19 protein-coding genes are annotated in these 16,960 nt (G+C 47.3%); all 19 read left to right on the forward strand.

Annotated elements, in window-relative coordinates:
* The first annotated feature begins 2 nt into the window (after positions 1 to 2).
* The 19 genes from ACWXW9_RS18840 to ACWXW9_RS18930 all read left to right on the forward strand — a co-directional run bounded on the left by ACWXW9_RS18840 (position 3) and on the right by ACWXW9_RS18930 (position 16,374).
* Positions 3 to 1,469 (forward strand): phage tail sheath family protein, encoded by a 1,467-nt coding sequence (locus ACWXW9_RS18840; protein WP_494930644.1) that lies wholly within the window; start codon positions 3 to 5, stop codon positions 1,467 to 1,469.
* Positions 1,470 to 1,532: 63 nt separating this feature from the next.
* Positions 1,533 to 1,940 carry a phage tail tube protein gene (locus ACWXW9_RS18845; protein WP_014280216.1) on the forward strand — a complete coding sequence of 136 codons (408 nt, stop codon included), beginning with the start codon at positions 1,533 to 1,535 and terminating at the stop codon, positions 1,938 to 1,940.
* A gap of 75 nt (positions 1,941 to 2,015) precedes the next feature.
* Entirely contained in the window at positions 2,016 to 2,450 is a 435-nt protein-coding gene (locus tag ACWXW9_RS18850) for a phage tail assembly chaperone (RefSeq protein ID WP_007429164.1), read from the forward strand.
* A 23-nt stretch (positions 2,451 to 2,473) separates the two neighbouring features.
* Positions 2,474 to 2,605, forward strand: coding sequence for a hypothetical protein (locus ACWXW9_RS18855; protein ID WP_494930645.1), 132 nt, complete (start codon positions 2,474 to 2,476; stop codon positions 2,603 to 2,605).
* Positions 2,606 to 2,626: 21 nt separating this feature from the next.
* Positions 2,627 to 4,393: a glycine zipper domain-containing protein gene (locus ACWXW9_RS18860; RefSeq protein WP_494930646.1), complete on the forward strand. Its 1,767-nt coding sequence runs from the start codon at positions 2,627 to 2,629 to the stop codon at positions 4,391 to 4,393.
* 37 nt (positions 4,394 to 4,430) lie between these two features.
* Positions 4,431 to 5,072 carry a LysM peptidoglycan-binding domain-containing protein gene (locus ACWXW9_RS18865; RefSeq protein WP_494930647.1) on the forward strand — a complete coding sequence of 214 codons (642 nt, stop codon included), beginning with the start codon at positions 4,431 to 4,433 and terminating at the stop codon, positions 5,070 to 5,072.
* Complete coding sequence (locus ACWXW9_RS18870) at positions 5,069 to 6,046, forward strand: XkdQ/YqbQ family protein (RefSeq protein ID WP_494930648.1); 978 nt, start codon at positions 5,069 to 5,071, stop codon at positions 6,044 to 6,046. Before ACWXW9_RS18865 ends, ACWXW9_RS18870 begins: the two co-directional genes overlap by 4 nt.
* The gene (locus ACWXW9_RS18875) at positions 6,039 to 6,446 is read left to right on the forward strand and encodes a hypothetical protein (protein WP_494930649.1); all 408 of its coding nucleotides are present in this window, start codon (positions 6,039 to 6,041) and stop codon (positions 6,444 to 6,446) included. The genes ACWXW9_RS18870 and ACWXW9_RS18875 overlap by 8 nt, the downstream gene beginning before the upstream one ends.
* On the forward strand, positions 6,439 to 6,897 hold the full coding sequence (locus ACWXW9_RS18880) for a DUF2634 domain-containing protein (protein ID WP_494930650.1): 459 nt from the start codon (positions 6,439 to 6,441) through the stop codon (positions 6,895 to 6,897). Before ACWXW9_RS18875 ends, ACWXW9_RS18880 begins: the two co-directional genes overlap by 8 nt.
* Positions 6,897 to 8,048, forward strand: coding sequence for a baseplate J/gp47 family protein (locus ACWXW9_RS18885; RefSeq protein ID WP_494930651.1), 1,152 nt, complete (start codon positions 6,897 to 6,899; stop codon positions 8,046 to 8,048). The genes ACWXW9_RS18880 and ACWXW9_RS18885 overlap by 1 nt, the downstream gene beginning before the upstream one ends.
* Before the next feature lie 7 nt (positions 8,049 to 8,055).
* The gene (locus tag ACWXW9_RS18890) at positions 8,056 to 8,658 is read left to right on the forward strand and encodes a YmfQ family protein (protein WP_494930732.1); all 603 of its coding nucleotides are present in this window, start codon (positions 8,056 to 8,058) and stop codon (positions 8,656 to 8,658) included.
* A 1-nt stretch (position 8,659) separates the two neighbouring features.
* Positions 8,660 to 11,269: a hypothetical protein gene (locus tag ACWXW9_RS18895; RefSeq protein WP_494930652.1), complete on the forward strand. Its 2,610-nt coding sequence runs from the start codon at positions 8,660 to 8,662 to the stop codon at positions 11,267 to 11,269.
* 13 nt (positions 11,270 to 11,282) lie between these two features.
* On the forward strand, positions 11,283 to 11,894 hold the full coding sequence (locus tag ACWXW9_RS18900; protein ID WP_494930653.1) for a hypothetical protein: 612 nt from the start codon (positions 11,283 to 11,285) through the stop codon (positions 11,892 to 11,894).
* Positions 11,895 to 11,953: 59 nt separating this feature from the next.
* Entirely contained in the window at positions 11,954 to 12,220 is a 267-nt protein-coding gene (locus ACWXW9_RS18905) for a hypothetical protein (protein ID WP_494930654.1), read from the forward strand.
* Between the two features lie 42 nt (positions 12,221 to 12,262).
* Positions 12,263 to 12,391 carry a hypothetical protein gene (locus tag ACWXW9_RS18910; RefSeq protein WP_494930655.1) on the forward strand — a complete coding sequence of 43 codons (129 nt, stop codon included), beginning with the start codon at positions 12,263 to 12,265 and terminating at the stop codon, positions 12,389 to 12,391.
* Between the two features lie 40 nt (positions 12,392 to 12,431).
* Positions 12,432 to 13,007 carry a YmfQ family protein gene (locus ACWXW9_RS18915; protein WP_494930733.1) on the forward strand — a complete coding sequence of 192 codons (576 nt, stop codon included), beginning with the start codon at positions 12,432 to 12,434 and terminating at the stop codon, positions 13,005 to 13,007.
* Positions 13,008 to 14,552, forward strand: a complete 1,545-nt coding sequence (locus ACWXW9_RS18920; protein WP_494930656.1) for a pyocin knob domain-containing protein — start codon at positions 13,008 to 13,010, stop codon at positions 14,550 to 14,552. It begins immediately after the preceding gene.
* A 275-nt stretch (positions 14,553 to 14,827) separates the two neighbouring features.
* Positions 14,828 to 15,274: a phage holin family protein gene (locus tag ACWXW9_RS18925; RefSeq protein ID WP_494930657.1), complete on the forward strand. Its 447-nt coding sequence runs from the start codon at positions 14,828 to 14,830 to the stop codon at positions 15,272 to 15,274.
* Between the two features lie 134 nt (positions 15,275 to 15,408).
* On the forward strand, positions 15,409 to 16,374 hold the full coding sequence (locus ACWXW9_RS18930; RefSeq protein ID WP_494930658.1) for a glycoside hydrolase family 25 protein: 966 nt from the start codon (positions 15,409 to 15,411) through the stop codon (positions 16,372 to 16,374).
* Positions 16,375 to 16,960 lie beyond the last annotated feature (586 nt).

Consider the following 16,960-nt stretch of genomic DNA (forward strand, 5'->3'; position numbering starts at 1 on the left):
TTATGGCAGGCGGAACATGGGAAAACACGAATAAACCGGTATTGCCGGGTTTGTATATGAATTTTCAGGCAGCAGCAGCTTCAGCGATTCAAGGTGGCTCGCGCGGTACGGTCGTTGTACCGGTTAAAGCCAATTGGGGTCCTGTACGTGAGTTTGTAGAAGTTGGCAGCGAAACGGCGATTAGCCAAATCTTTTCGAATGACAGTCTGGATGGTGCGACAGCGTATTCTACACTATATCTGGCTCTGCTGGGTGGACCGAAAAAACTGTTGGCCTACCGTTTGGCAGATGACAAGGCTGCACCAGCATCTGTGACGCTGAAAAGCAGCGGTGAGGCACCAACCGATGTGCTGCGCTTGCAGGCTCTGTACACAGGTAGTCGCGGTAATGGCTTTGCCGTAACGGTACAGCCAACCTTGGGTGACGAGCAAGCCCGTGAGGTACGTCTCTATGAGGGCACTAAACTGCTGGGTACGTATAAAGGCAGTGACGGTACGGCTGCTTCGATTGCCGAAGCGATTAACAAGAACAGCGAAAACGTATGGGTGAAGGCGGAAGTTGTCGGCAAGGGCGGTATTCCGGTGGATGTCAGCGGCGTTCATCTCACAGGCGGTAACAGTGGCAATAGCACGCTGGTTAATGCGGATTATATCGCGATGCAGGAAGCGCTTGAAGGACAGGAATTTAACGTCCTCGCGCTCGATTATGCAGCCGATCTGGCCTTGCTGCAAAGCTTTGCCGCCTGGATCAAGCGTGTCCGCAGCGAAGGCAAAGGCGTTATCGCCGTGTTTGGTGGTTCTGCGGCAGATGATGTATCGAAAACCGCTGTCAGTCTGGCCTCTGCTCGTTCCCTGGCGCTCAACCATGAAGGTATCGTAAACGTGGGTACTGGCGTGCGTCTGGCAGGTACGGACTACAGCTCCGCTCAAACGGCTGCTTATGTAGCCGGACTGATTGCAGGTCAACGTCTGAATCAATCCGCCACCTATGCGGTGACGCCTTTTGAGGATGTAACCCGCCGCTGGACACGTTCCGAACAGGAGCAGGCTGTCCGCAATGGTGTCTTCCTGCTGTTCTTCGACGGCCGTCAGGTCAAAGCGTTGCGCGGTATCAACAGCTTGGTGAACCCGGCTGCCGGGCAAAACAACGCATGGAAGAAAATCCGCTCCATCCGCGTTATGGATGCTATTAACGCTGACTTGCAGCGTGCAGCCGAGGAAACTTACATTGGCAAAATCAACAACACTGTGGAAGGCCGTCTGGCACTCATCGGTGCGATCAAAGAATATTTGGCACAACTGTCGCTAAGCAACGTTATCGAAGCAGATGGCTACGATGTCATCCTCGACCCGGCTTACTATGGTGATGCGCCAGTCATCAAACCGGAGCCGGATCAAGTGTTCCTGCAATGGAATGTGAAGCTGACCGACGTGATGGAGCAGCTGTTCGGCACATTTTACGTGCAATAAGCATTTCGCGGGAAAATAGAAATTCAAAACTATATTATGGATTATTTTGAGGAGGAAAAATAAATGTTGGATGCTTCAAGAGTCATTTTAGGTACGTATGGTCAGGCGCATGTGGACGGGGTATGGCAGACGAATATCAATAAGCTGGAAGCCAGTGTGGAAATGGAAAAACGAGAGCTGAATCTCGTCGGCAACGACTGGAAGGTACACAAACGCGGTATTAAAAAAGGAACGGGCACGATGAGTGGCTACAAGGTGACGTCCGATATGATTCGTCGTGGTTTCAGTCGTTTTGAAATTATCACTAAATTGGATGATCCTGAAGCCTTTGGACATGAGAGCATTCGTCTTATCCGTTGCACCCCTGACAAAATCCAGCTTGCCAACTGGACAGCAGGTGAGGAAGTACAGGAAGAAACAACCTTCACCTTTGAAGGTTATGAGCTGCTTGATCCGATTGTAGCGAACTAATATGAATACGGGGGGATGGGATGCCGTAAGGTGTTCCGTTCCTCAATACAAATTGATAATAAGGGAGAATGACATATGAGCTTGAATGAAAATATGACAGAAGAACAAATTTTGGACAGTCTGTTTGAAGCCGCTGAAAAATTGCCGGAGGAAACGGTGCGTATCAAGCGTCTCGATATGAAAATTGTACTGCACGGTCTCACCTCCAGCAAAGTGGATAGCATTCGTGAACGGTGTACCATTCGCCGTACCGTGAAGGGTGCAGTGGATGAGAAGGTAGATACGGAAACCTTCAATGCTCTGTTGATTTCCGAAGCTACTGGAAAATTGGAAGTGAAGGGCTTGTCCCTTAACGGCTGGGGCGATCCCCGGATTACAAGCCGTTTGAAGCTGTCCGGTGGCGAACAATCTGTCCGTCGTATGCTGCTGGCAGGCGAATTGGATGCCGTAGGCGACAAAGTGCTGGAACTGTCCGGCTTTGGCGTGGAAATTGCTGATCTAAAAAACTAATCAACTCCGGGGGAATGACGACGATGCTGTACCACTTGTGGGTCCGGCACCACCTCCGCCCCGGAGACTTTTGGCAGCTTCCCCGTGGTGAGCGCATGCTGCTGCTGGCGTTTGCTGAAGAAGAGTTGGATAGCATAGCAGCTTCAAAAGCATAAACAAGGAGGTGAACATGATAGATGGCAGAAGCATTAAATTACCGCATGAATCTTGTGATTGATCCTAAAAACGTCATTAAGGCGAACAGAGAATTGCGCGCAATGGAACGCTATTTTGAGCGGATTCAAGGGCGTGTTATGAAAATAGGTCGCACTCGCATGGCCCCGGAAATCGTGCTGAACGATATGGCCTCCAAAGGCTTGGATAATCTGTTGAACAAGATTAACCGGGTCAAATCCCAGATTATTAACGCTTCGGGGAATGTCAATGTGAAGGCAGTCTCTCAAGGTAGCTCATCAGCTAATAGTGGTGCTGGCAAAGCAGGTCCAATTAAGGCTGATAACAATCTTAGTTCAGTACTTCAAGCAAATACTGCTGCTGTGGAGGCTAATACGGCTGCTATTGGGGATTTGAGTACTAAGTTGGGTTCTGTGACGCCAGCCGCAGAGAAAAAAGAGGAGCCTAAGACGGTTTGGGGTAAAACAAAGGATTTTTTTGGTAATCTAAAGAAAATTGGTGGGGGGATAAAAAGTTTATCTGAAGCACCTTCAGCAGCTAACAAAGTTTTCAAAGCCGGAAAGAAATTATTTAGGGAACCGGTTGTTGGAACAACTTTTAAAGAGAAGTTTAGAGATGTCTCCAAAAAAACCCTTTCTTTTAGTAAAAATAGCGGAGATCTTATGCAAAAAGTAGGAGGGGGGTTCTCAGATCTCTTTGATGGTGGAGAGGGGATGTTTGGAGTTTTTAAAGGCGGCGGAAGTACCGCCGCAGATGCGGCTTCTAGTGCTGCCTCCAGTATTGTAAACCCAAGCACTGTTGCTGGTGCAGCTGAGGAAGCCGGGTCAGGCTTATTTAAGAACCTTTTAAAAGGCGGCGCGAAAAAATTGTTGGGGCCATTAAGCTATGGGATGGATATTGTGAACATCGCGCAGGCTACCTCCGGTAAAGAGCGTGCAGAAGCTATTGGTTCTACTGTAGGGGGGACCGCTGGTTCTGCGATAGGTGGAGCTATAGGCACAATGTTGCTTCCGGGTATTGGTACTATGGTTGGTTCTCAACTTGGAAGTATAGCGGGAGACTTTTTTGGTGGTAAAGTTGGCGGGCTAGTCTCAGACTATGGACCAGCTATTATGGATAAGGCTACATCGGCAGGGAAGTTTCTCGGAGAAAAAGCGTCCGAGGTAACAAGCTGGATCTCTGACAAGACTGGAGATTTTGGTAAAAGCTTTTCCAACTTCTTCTCCTTTGGAGGTAAAGATGAGCCTAAGAAAGCCCCAGCGCAGCCAGCCGAAGTGCCCAAGCCTGCGACACCACCTCAACCTGCTGTAGCTGTGGCTACCAAACCGTTAACACCTATGCCACCTTTTCCGGGATTACCGCCCGGCTCTCAAGTGATGTATGGGCCTGGACAGCCAGCCTTAAATGGCGCTGCTAATCCTTATGGACCGATGGCTATCGCTAACCAAGGGGTCAATCCTAATCCACTATTGAATACTGCGGCTCATGCGAACAACGGAGCAAAAGCTAAAGGTAACGTTAATGGCAATCCAACTCCTCAAGTAGTTCAGATCAGTCCTGAACAAATGGGGACATTGTCTGGCTTTTTGAAGGATTTTAAGACGGAAACTACGAACCAATTCAATCTTCCAGCAGGAGCGGTACAGGTAACTGTGCATGAAAACAAACTGGATGTGGAGGGGCTTATTACGCAAATTGGCTACCGCCTCAAAGCCGAGATTCTGCGGGCAACGCAGAACACCAAGCCTGCGAGCGGAGGAGCTATGTAATGCAGTGGGATGGGAGTAACGGGGAAGGAGGAAAGAGATGGAATTTAGTTTAACGGATGGCAAGGGATTTAAGTTTATATTTCCGGTGAATCCCGAGGAAGTGACGATCTCACGGCAAAAGGGGTTTGATACGACAACGATTTTATCCTATGGGGAGTTTGATTTTCCACAAGGGGAGAAGGTGAAGGAAATCTCCTTCTCTTCTTTTTTTCCCAAGGAATACGACGAATCGTATTGTAAATATCAGGACATTCCCGATCCACAGGAGGCCATGAACACGTTGAATGGTTTTTTGCTGTCCCAAAAGCCATTACGCTTCATTATTTCAGAGACGGCTGTAAATGTACCCGTAATTGTAGCGTCTCATAACTCCACCTTTCGGGGCGGCGATTATGGGGACGTGAATTTTGATCTTTCGCTGCGGACCTGGAGTGAAATGAAGGTATCCAAAAAAGCAGGCAGTGGCACGAAGTCTGCTACGGTCAACAAAAAGCCCCGCACGGATATGAAAGAAAAGAAGAAAACCTACACGGTTAAATCGGGGGATTCCTTGTCCAAAATTGCCAAGCTGGAGCTGGGGGATAGCTCACAATGGAGCCGTATTTATCAGCTTAACAAAAAGGTCATTGGTCAAAATCCGAATGCGATTAAACCTGGGCAAAAGCTGGTGCTGTCATGAGCTATAAAGTTATTTTACAGGATAAATATGATTTGTCGCCGCTCGTGGAGAACATTAATTTGAGGGATTCACTGGAGCAAATCGCCTATCAGGGCACAGTAAATCTGGTCGTTACGCCGGATTTGCCACCCATTTCTCCAGGGATGTCGATTCGGGTTAGTGGCATTCCTTATAGCAAAAAAGATTATGTCCCCTTGCTGTCTCCAGCGGTTATTTGGGAAGTGGAAACCTCCAACAATGGACTCAAGCGTATGACGCTGACATTGTATGATCGCACGGTGTATTTGGACAAGTCGGAGGATGAATATTTGCTCCCTGCCAAGCAGACGGCTACTCAGCGTTTTCAGAAATATGCCAGGGACTGGAAGCTGAAAATCGCTTCATTACCAGATACGAAAAAGACGCTGGGACGCGCCGTATACCGGACACAGTCCATCTATTCCATGATGCTGGGCGACCTGCGTGAAACGGCAAAAGCGGGCGGCAAGCTGTACCATCCACGGATGATTACCTCCGGTTTGGAGTTATACGAGCTGGGAACGAACAAAGATGTGTATGTTTTGGAGAGAGTGACCGATACGACACAATCTCGTACACTCGAAGGCGCGGCCACAAGAGTCAAGGTGCTGGCTACGGCTGCCAGTGAAACAGGCAATGAGGTTCCCTCCAAGGTGATGGCGCTGGAGGAAAAGGATATTGCCAAATATGGAACGCTTCAGGTGATTGTGCAGGATGACGAGGTGAAATCGGGTGCGGCGGCACGTGAGTTGGCCAAAAGTAAGCTGAGAGGTATACAACAAACGATATCGGTCAATGCGCCAGATATGAACACGATTCGTGCAGGAGACGCGGTGATGCTGGGTTCCATGAAGCTGCTGGTGATTTCAGTGAGCAGGGAATTAGGGAACCCCGGCAGTATGTCGCTGGAGCTGGGTACGTATGACGATGTAAAAAGGAGGTTTTATCTTGAATAAGGACCCCTACGGGCATTTGGCTACTGCGCTGCAATCCTCTTTTCACAAGCATACCAAGCAAGCGCTGAGTGGAGTAGGTGCGGTACTGGGCACGATTACCTCCACGGGACTCAAGCTGGACGATTTTAAACATGAGCTTCAGGATTATCTAATCGCCGAGCTGCCGGGATTGCTGTCTGTACCGCGTCATATGTACAAAGGAACCTCAACCGCAGTAGAGTCGGAGAATTGGGAGGGCAAGGAGCTGAAAACTTCCTTTTATATCGGGGAGGACGAGCTGGAGGATGTAAATCTGAGCCTGAACGAAGGACTGAAGCCCGGAGATCGCGTACTTGCGGTTCGGGTGAACAGCGGCAACGATGTGGTTGTGGTGTGCAAGGTGGTGAGTGGACGTGGCTAATTTATTTCCCGAAACGGATGATATGATTTGGACGGATATTACGGATCCGGATGTGCTGGAGGATAACCGGGCGGTATTTGGACGAAGCTGGCGGTTTGATTTTGAAGCCGGAGAATTTGTTATGAGCCCCAGCCGTAAAATCGTGACTACAGGTGAAAAAGAAGCCTGGGTGCAGTGGTGTGAAAAAGCAATTCGTACCCCCCGCTACCGTCATGTGATCTATTCTCCCGACTATGGTAGCGAGCTGGAGGAGCTGATCGGCAGCAGCTATGGGCATGGTGTGCAGGAAAGTGAAATCAAGCGCATGGTCACCGAAGCGTTGCTGGCAGATGCTCGCACGGCTAGTGTGGATCAGTTTACGTTTAGCTGGGAAGGCGAGGCGTGCCATTTTAGCTGCCAGATTACGAATGTGCGGGATGAAACGGAAATTGTAGAAAGTGTGGTGATCTAATGGCAGACTTGCCGGAGTATTTGGTAGACCAGACGGAAGAGGAAATTTTGAGTCGTATGCTGGAAAAAGTGCCTTCGGACATTGATAAGTCCGAGGGCTCTTTTATTTGGGATGCGCAGGCGCCAGTGGCGTTTATGCTATCCGAAGCGGCGATCTGGGCGCAGGAGCTGCTGCGCCGGGGCTTTGCCAGCACGGCAGCCAGCAACAACCCGGATTTTCGCTCGCCGGAGCTGGATCTGCGAACAGCAGAGCATGGAGTGACACGGAGGGAAGCGGTTGCTGCCTCAGGTATGGTCACATTCACGGGTACAGCGGGAACGACCGTTCCGGCGGGAACGTTGGTGGCGACCCCGGCAGATGATGTATCCGGGGAAGCTTCCATTGAGTATGCGACCACGGCAGCGGCCACGCTGGATGAGCAGGGTAAAGGAGAAGCGGCGATTCGGGCAGTCAATCCCGGTCGCAGCGGTAACGTACCCGCGGGCGTCATTCAGGTGATGGCTAGCCCGGTCAATGGTGTTTCCTCCGTTATCAATACGGAGGAAACGAAAAGTGGCACGGACATTGAGAGCGACCAGATGTTGCTGGAGCGTTTTTATGCCAAGGTGCGGAACCAGGGGACAAGCGGCAACAAGGCGCAGTATATGCAGTGGGCGAATGAAATCGCCGGAGTAGGCGGCGTGGAGGTTGTTCCGCTCTGGAAAGGGCCGGGTACGGTGGCTTTATATGTGCTGGACACGGATAAACGTGCTGCCAGTCCGGATATCGTCGCTGCGGTGCAAAAGTATATCGATCCGACCCAGGATGGACAAGGCGAAGGGCTGGCACCAGCGGGCCCTGTGGTGACGATCATGCCAGCGACAGAGGTGGAAATTAACATCTCGGTCAAGGTACAGCGTACCAAGGAGAAGCCGTCCACCCTGGATGAAATCAAAAAGCTGATCGAAAGCGGAGTGCGGACGTATTTGAAGCAGCTTGCTTTTTACAAGGAAGACCCGTTGGTTCGGTATACCCGGATCTCTGCTGTTTTGCTGGACATTCCAATCATTATTGATTTCTCTGAGCTAAAAATCAACGGACAGACCAATCAAAATATTGAGATTGGATCAGGCCAGGTGGCGGTGCTGGGGACGGTGAGCGTCAGTGAGTAATGATGGAATGAACATGAACGATCAAACGAATCGTCTAGCTCTGGGTGAAGAGGGGCACATGGGCAGCTTGCGGGGACGCGAGCTGTTTTCCTATTTACCCGCCTACTATGAAATTTCCCGTGTGATGCGCTCCGATATGGATGCAAAGGGCAGTGAACTGGATTCCTTGTATCTGGCGATGGATGCGACGGTGGCTCAGTTTTTCGTCCGTACCGCTACCTGGGGATTGGAACGCTGGGAAACGGAGCTAGGGATCGCAACCGATCTCAGTAAACCGCTGGATCAGCGGCGTTCGGTAGTGGAATCGAAGCTGCGCGGAGCAGGGACTTTTTCAGGCCGACTTGTCAAAAATGTAGCTGAAGCATATGACGGCGGTACGGTAGATGTTACTTTTCATCCCGCCGAATGGGGATTCACGGTCAAATTTATAGATACCATCGGCATTCCGCCCAATGTGGAGGATCTTAAAGCAGCCATCGAGGAGATCAAGCCGGCTCATTTGGCGGTTGAATATAAACTACGCTACCTGACCATTGCTGAAGTCGAATCTATGACCATCTATGAAAATGAACATACAACACAGGATAGATATTTAGGAGGTGGCGCATAACATGGCAAGTGAGAAAACACCAAATCTGGGCTTAAATCAAATTGACCGTACATCGCCCAAAACAACGTATTTTGATTTGGAGAAGTATTTGGATCAAAACTGGCGCGCTGTAGATAATTTTGCAGGTGATGTGAATGATGGTGTGGATGCGATCAAGAAGCGGTTGGATACGACGGAGCGTAAGGCGGTAACCCTGGAACCTGGGGTGCAGATTGTTCATGCGGAAAAGGCCGCACCGTTCTCGCTCACGGGGCTGAGCGGGCGTACGTTGGTGAATTTGTTGGGTAGAGATTGGGGAGCATCGAAAACCCTTTCGAGGTTCGGACGCTTTCAGTCTGCGTTGAATATTGATGTTACAAAAAGCATAGTAGGAGGCGGTTCTTTAAAAATAACATCGGAACTTGCCAATGCTATTGCTGATGGTTTTGGTAATACAACCACTACAATAAAAGCGGGCAAAAAGTATATTGCTCTTGGGAATTTGTACAACGAATCTGGTAGTAACATGCGCATCGTTATTCAGGGAACTAGCTTTTCAAGTCCGTTGGTTACTTCCAAGAACCAGTGGGAGTTCACTTATGTAGCATTTTCAACTTCAGTAGATGTTAATAACACCCAAGCGATGGCGCGACTAACTGTTACAACAGCCGGTCAAGTTGGCTATGCAGACGCACTTAGATTATATGAGATTTCTGATGCTGAATACACAGCACTTGCCAGTATGACGCTAGAACAGGTGGCGACGAAGTATCCGTATGTAGAAAGTGTAACGCCTGTGCGGAATCCGTATGCAATTCGGTATGGTGAAAATTTGTTGCCGCCGTTCTATGAGTGGAGTTATGGAACCGCAAAACTGATTGTTAACACCTCATATAATGCGACTTTCACACGCGCAGGCTCAGGGCAAAACGTGTATGTAGATGTTACGGGTGTAAGTGGGCAGGCTTACACATTTACCGTTAATAGTGATGAAGCGGCAACGTGTGAAATTCAGTTCTACGATAAGAACCTTGTGAGCGTGGGTAGTCCCGTAATTAAAAATGATAACCTTTGCCAATTCACGGCACCATCGAGTACGGCTGTAATACGGGTAGTTATGTACACACTCAATGGAGCGAGTGGTACTGTGACATTTACTGATCCCATGCTCAACATCGGCAGCACCGACAAACCATTTAAGCCACGTGAGGATTCCATGCTTGCCCTGCAGACGGACTTGTACGCAGACCCGATTACAGGTGAAAATGCTGATACGGTTTTAGAGCATGATGGGCAGTATTTCAAGGCTAAAAAATGGAACAATGTGACGCTGGATGGATCGTTCGTCTGGACGCTTCCGGGTAGCTATCCAGGCTATAAAGTTGCAGGAATATCCGGGTTAGGTCCAGCTAAAGCGTATGATTCGCTATATGTTGCTAAGTACGATGGGAGGATTCTGACACATAATTCAGCAATGACAGCGGCTGATAACGCCTATTTCCGTAATCAGACGACTAAGGATGCATTTGATGTATCTATTTCCAGCGCAGATAGTGGATGGGGAGACAGCTACACACCGTCAGCAGATGAGATAAAGGCGTATTTTAACGGTTGGAAGATGAAAATATCCGGTCAGGTCGCCAGCTCAACGTATAATGGCATAGGTGAAAAGGCATGGGTTGAGCAGGTATACGCCAGAAAGACTCCTACTTATATCGGAGAAGTTAAAGCCATTGACCGAATTTCGACTGAGGGGCCTCTGGCGTACACATTGAATGGCGAGACAGCATACCAACTCGTATACCAACTTGCCACGACTACCGTCGAGCCTATCTTATCCGAGGGACAGCTTACGTTCACTGAGGGAGATAATCAGGTTGAGATTGGTACGGGCATTGTGTTGAGAGAGAGAGCAAGTATCTATACCGAGACTGCCTCCGAATACGGATGGTGCATGAACATTAACAATGCTAGTTTTGGTGCGCCTTTGCTCAAAAACCGTACCGTTCGTTTGTTGGATGTATACAAGGATGGTTTATCGGACCGAAGATGGCGTAAAAGTTCGAGATGGACAACCAGTGCCGGGGCGCTGACACAAATGATTTATGCGACGAGTAAAGACTTGGAATCATCCTACAGCATTACTTACTTTACCGTAGACACTTCACCCGCTGCCTCTTTTGTCGGCTCCTACGCAGCGAACGAAAAAACGTTGCTACTGGACTTGGTAGGCAGTGTGCAAAAGAATACGGCTCGTGTGTCTGTACTGGAGAATAAGAAAGCGGAGAAAGATAGTCCAGCGTGGATTACGCCGACGCTACTGAATGGCTGGACTGCTGTAGTAGGTTTACAAGCATATACCGCAGGATACTACAAAGACAGTTCAGGTTTTATTCATATGAGGGGCTGGCTGACTGGAGGGGCAACGGCACAGACTACATCTATTTTCAGGCTACCTCAAGGGTATAGACCGTCACAGCGAAGTTTATTCGTTTGCTACGATTCTAGCTTGGCGGGCACTAACCTTAAAACATCTGCCATTGTCGTTAACCTGGATGGTACAGTAGCAGTGGACGCAGTTTCGGGTGGAAATTTGTCACTATATCAAATAAGTTTTCTAGCCGAACAATAAAGGAGGACAACACATGAAATCAGCACCCAAAGTAAATACAGACGGGCTCTATCTGGAGGACGAGTTGGTGGACGATGCCTTTTCGGGTGTCGTCCCTTTTTATAATCCATCTTCACTCACAATATCTGATACGGACAAGCAGTTAGACACCTATCAGCTTACTGACGGTAGTTCGAGTGTCATAGATGAAACGAATTCAAAAACCATTCCTGTTGGCTATACCGTTGGTATTCCAGTGCCACCTGGTTTATACCATCCTCGTTTTGACATTCAAGGCTGGTTGACCTATGAGGCAGAATATGGCGAAAAGCTGATTGAAGCACAGAACGCGCACGAGCAGTTGAACAAGGAATCTCATGCTTCATTTCAGAAGCTGCATGATGAATGGCAAAGCGAGCCAGAAAACGAACGTGGGAAAGAACCCGTATATTCTGCATCAAATTTTACAACTCCAGAACGAAAAGACCCAACGAAATTCTGGAGTGAAGGATTAAGTGGCGAAGCGATCAAGGAGCTGACACAAAAAACGGACCAACAGCCAAGCGAGGCAGACCAATTGAAGCAGCGTATTGCAGATCTGGAAGTAACGCTGACCCAACTCATGTTTGGTAACACAGGAAAATAACGTGTACTGACTATTCTATAAGTAGCAAAAATCTATATAAAAGAGGTGAAGTTATCATCATGGCAGCTTTAACAGAGGCTCAATTGCGTATTTGTGCTCATGCCTGCATCACCCGCTATGATCGGGGAGAGGGCAATGTAGCTACGATCATTGGAAGCTATGTTTTGGATGAACAACAGTGTGGCAAGGTAATGGAGATTATTTTATCCAAACGTTCTGATGTGATGAAGGGTAACGTAGAAGATTCGTCATCTGTGGATGTTACGAATAATCGGGGAGAAACGGTTAAATGGTATAGCTCTATTTTCCGCAAGAAAACAGTGTAAAGAATAGAGCAAAAACAACCTGAACCCAAAGGGGGAACGAGCATGTGTAAAAGAATGAATCCGACCCTGACTGAACGTTCCGAGCTGAAAATGAATAGATGGAGTAATCAGCATAAAAGAATTCAATTTGGTCAAGCGACGGTGCTAGGGATGGTGATCGTCAGTGTATAGTGATGGATTGAACAATAATCAACTCGATATCCAGAGTGTAATGGAGGATAACAAAAGTCAAAGGAGCAGTTTGCTGGGACGCGAGCTATTCTCCTATTTGCCTGCCTATTACGAAATCTCCCGTGTTATGCAAGCTGATATGGACGCAAAGGGTAGTGAATTGGATGCTCTATATTTTGCATTGGATGAGACACTGGCCCAGTTTTTTGTTCGCACTTCTACATGGGCGCTGGATCGCTGGGAGAATGAACTTGGTATTCCTATTGATTTGAAAAAGCCCCTGGAGCAGAGACGTTCGGTCGTAGAATCGAAGCTTCGTGGGAGCGGCAAATTTTCGGGTCGACTTGTTAAAAATGTAGCTGAGGCGTATGACGGTGGCGCCGTGAATGTTACCTTTCGACACACTGAATGGGGATTCACGGTCAAATTTATAGATACTACTGGTATTCCTCCAAACCTAGAGGATCTTAAAGCAGCAATTGAAGAGATTAAGCCGGCTCATTTGTCTGTAGAATATGAGTTTAGATATTTGTTAATTCGAGATATTCATGAGAAGAAGATTTTGAGGGAAATGGAACAGACCATATTGTCTAAATTTGCAGGAGGTGTTCAATAAGTGGCTAGTAATACAGACTATTTGAAACTACTCAAAAAGGACCCTGTTATTGATGGTAACGAGACTTTTAATATTCAAACTATGTTGAATGATAACTGGGATAAAATTGATGGTGCAGTCGGGGCATTGAAGGAGGAAGTTGCACATCTGGACCCGGAAATTCCAGATGCGACCACTACTAATAAAGGTGTAGTGCAGTTGAGCAATGCTACGGATAGTTCGTCGGAGCAATTAGCTGCTACGTCGAAGGCGATAAAATCAGTGATGGACGCTGTGAATGGTAGTTTAAAGAAGGCTACGCTTATTCCGCCAAATGTGGATTTAAACAATTACAAGTCGGAGGGAGAATATTATTGCCCAATCAGTGCCGATGCGTCCACAATGGGCAATATCCCGGTAAAAGAAGCTTTTTATTTAAAGGTTAGTCCTGCCGCAGGAGCTATTCAATTTTTCTCCACGTTTCCTCCCAACAATCAAAGACTTTTCACGCGTAGTTTCTACTCCTACGATAATAGATGGGGTCCATGGAATGAAATAATGTATAATAATACCTCCTATTTGGAGATGCGTAAGGGTGCAACTACAGCAGGTCCTGCTTATATTGACTTTCACACTAGCGGTAATGATGTGGATTTTGACTCACGTATTATCGCATCTAATGGGACGAAGCAAGTAGGGGAAGGAGAGTTAACTTTACAAGCAGGACGTGTGGTTACAACAGGACAAGTTTGGATTGCTCAAAATACGAATTTTGGCGCTACATCTAACTTGAAAGTTCCTATAGGAGATAACGATACAGGCTTTGATTGGGTTGCTGATGGGCAAATTGACTTATACTCAAATTCACAAGTACCAGCCCGACTGGTAGGTGGCGACTTTCAATTTAAAAACACAGACGGTAATTTCGAAAGTTTAAAACAAGCGATACAAACGGTAAAGCAATCTGGCGCTAATGCGAAACAGTCCGTGGTGGATAGCATTAACGCCAAAAGAGGAAGTGCATCCACCGCAATGGACTGGGGGCAAATTGTAGATGCAGTAAAAAATATATCCCCAGTCAAATCCAGTATAAACCAGTCGTATGAAATAGCGAATAGAAAGCAAGAAGCAGGTAGTGTGTATTACGGTCCGAGATGGTTTACCTTCCCGGCAAACACAACTATGATTTCATTCACAGCTACGGATACGACAGGCTCATATGAATTTATACGAAGAAAATCGGGAGCTTTTGATGGGGGAACCCCAGTGATAAGAATGATGGATTCTAACGGAATTACATTCGATATCTTAACAATTGCTAAAGGAGGTACTGAAGATGAACTTAGAACAGCAATCAGATCATGGACATTTGATGCAAGGGCAAGGGAAATTACAATAGTTTGGTATGAGCCTAGAGTGTCGGTTTTCGGAGTACCTGGAAACTTTAATATTAATAAAGAATTTTATTTATTACCAGGCGCTATTATGGGATCAGTTGATAGTAGGAATCCAGACACTCCAACGGTTTATGGCTCAGCGTTGAAAGGCAATCTACTGTATATGTAGGTTTAAATGATTACAAATAATAAAATAGGATTTTTTTCTAAAATGTATATTTAAATATGCCATCAATGAAGTGGCCAGCTAGTGGCAGCAATAGTGATGATTAAGCTTTCAATATGTTGGGCATAGATTTCAGCATCCATAAATTTAAAAAAATTAGCAACTAAACAAAATATAACAATAACAGATACGCCTCACAACGGAGTGTGTCTTTTTGTGCCCTTGATTACCTCAAGGGGACATTCATTTTACACCTTGGTTCAAAAGGGGGAACAAGCATGCATGAAAAGGTCGATCAGATTTGGCTGGGGTTTTCCACGGGGACCTTGATCGGTTATTTTTTCGGAGGGTGGACGACGATGTTGACGTTGTTGTTATGGATGGTCATTATCGACTTTTTTACCGGCTGGGCGGCGGCCTGGATTAACGGAGCATTGAAAAGCCGAGAGGGCTATTACGGTATTTTCCGCAAGGTTACGGTGTTTTTGATGATTACGGTAGCTCATCTGATCGACGGTATTCTGGGGGATGCACATTATTTCCGGGATGCCGTCGTTTTCTTTTATTTGGCGAACGAGCTATTGTCGATTATTGAAAATGTGGGCCGAATGGGAGTGCCAATGCCGGATATTTTGCGAAATGCGGTAGCCATTTTTGAATCCAAGTCGAATGGGGAAAAGAAAAAGCAAGCAGACCCCTCCGACAAAGGAAATAAAGCTTTATAAGGTGAGCAGAATGCACCTTTGCCCCATTTTCAGCACCAAGTTGGAAAAGCCCGGACCACGTCAATGGTCCAAGCATAGTTATAACAGTAACATCATCGGTTACAACATTATGAATGACAAGGAGGGATCGCCTTATGCAAAATCGCAGTCCTAACGCTGCCGAGGGCATTGACGTGTCCCGATACCAGGGAAATATTGATTGGAAACGTGTACGAGCCGATGGCAAATCGTTTGCCTTTATTAAAGCGAGTCAGGGGCAGCGTTACGTCGATCCGACATTTATCACTAACGCAAAAGGCGCCAAGGCAGCAGGGGTATTGCTGGGGGCTTACCATTTTGTAGATGCAACCAGCGTTGACGCGGCCAAAGCGGAGGCCAGACATTTTGCCGAGGTGCTGGATCGGGTTGGAGGTGCAGAAGCGCTTGACTTTCCAGCGGTCATGGATTATGAGAACAATCCGGGTGGACTTAGCTCTGCCGCGATCCATGAAGTAGCCATGGCGTTTTTGACGGAATTTGAAAGGGTAGGTGGTCGCAAGCCGATGGTATATACGGGAAACGCTTTTGCGGCCCATTTTAAAGCGCCGCTGGGAGCCTACAAGCTATGGATCGCGCGTTACAGCACACGAGTGCCCAACGATACCACAGCATGGAGGCTGTGGGACTTCTGGCAATACAGCGACAGCGGACGAGTTGATGGGATTCAAGGGCCCGTTGACCTGAATGTATACGCAGGAACAGAGGCAGAGCTGCGCCAAGCTTTTGCAGGAGAAGAGGGGGATGAGCCGATGACAGCAGAGGAAAAAGCAGCATTTAAAGCCTTGCAGCAGCAGGTTGCCGCACTTGAAAACGGTAAGGATGTGCTCAAACAGACATTGAACGAACAGACCGCTTATATTAAAAAAGTGGATCAGCGAGTAGGTGACCTGGAGGCGCGCCAGACGATGCAAGTGCCAGCTTGGGCAAAGGAAGCCGTAGCCGCAGCCGTTGCTTTTAATCCGTCGAGTCCGATTGTGGATGCCAAGCAGCCGAGCAGCTATGATTTTTATCGCCTGCTTGTAGTCTTGAACCGTCTGGGTGTGTTTAAGAAATCGTCGTAAACAACTGAAGAAACAGGAGCCAAGTGAGGAAATTGGATCTTGCAAAGAGGACGCGAGCAGATGGTAGAGCCGCGTTCTTTTTCATATATTTGTAGTTATTTTCCTGTGACATTAACTAACATTGCTTTCCGAAAACGTGTGGGAATTTTAAAAAAATCTATGAAAACGCTCTTGTCTACCACCTCATTTTATAGTAAAGTATCCAGTAATCACTCTCCATTCATGTAATCGCTTGTATATACTGTGAGTATATATGACATTTTTCACTATGATTCAACAAAAGCTGAATGCTTGGAGACAGCAATCTTCCTCATAACCTCACAGACCTTCGCATCGGGTACGAAACTTTAGGCATACATCACGGAGGCCGATTGAATTGAACCACAGGTGTTGATATCTACTTCTACATATAAAATTACCTTACACACCTCCTACTTGAGCATTTTGCAACAATCCCAAGAGCGATTTCAAATCAGCTTGATTCCATTAGACTTACTCGAAATAATGCACATGCGACCCGGAAGCAGTTCTTTCTGCTGAATATAAAGGGGTTATTCGGTTTAGCCGTTCAGCTCCATCATTCGCT

It is taken from the genome of Paenibacillus sp. LT-B23, assembly GCF_059417685.1.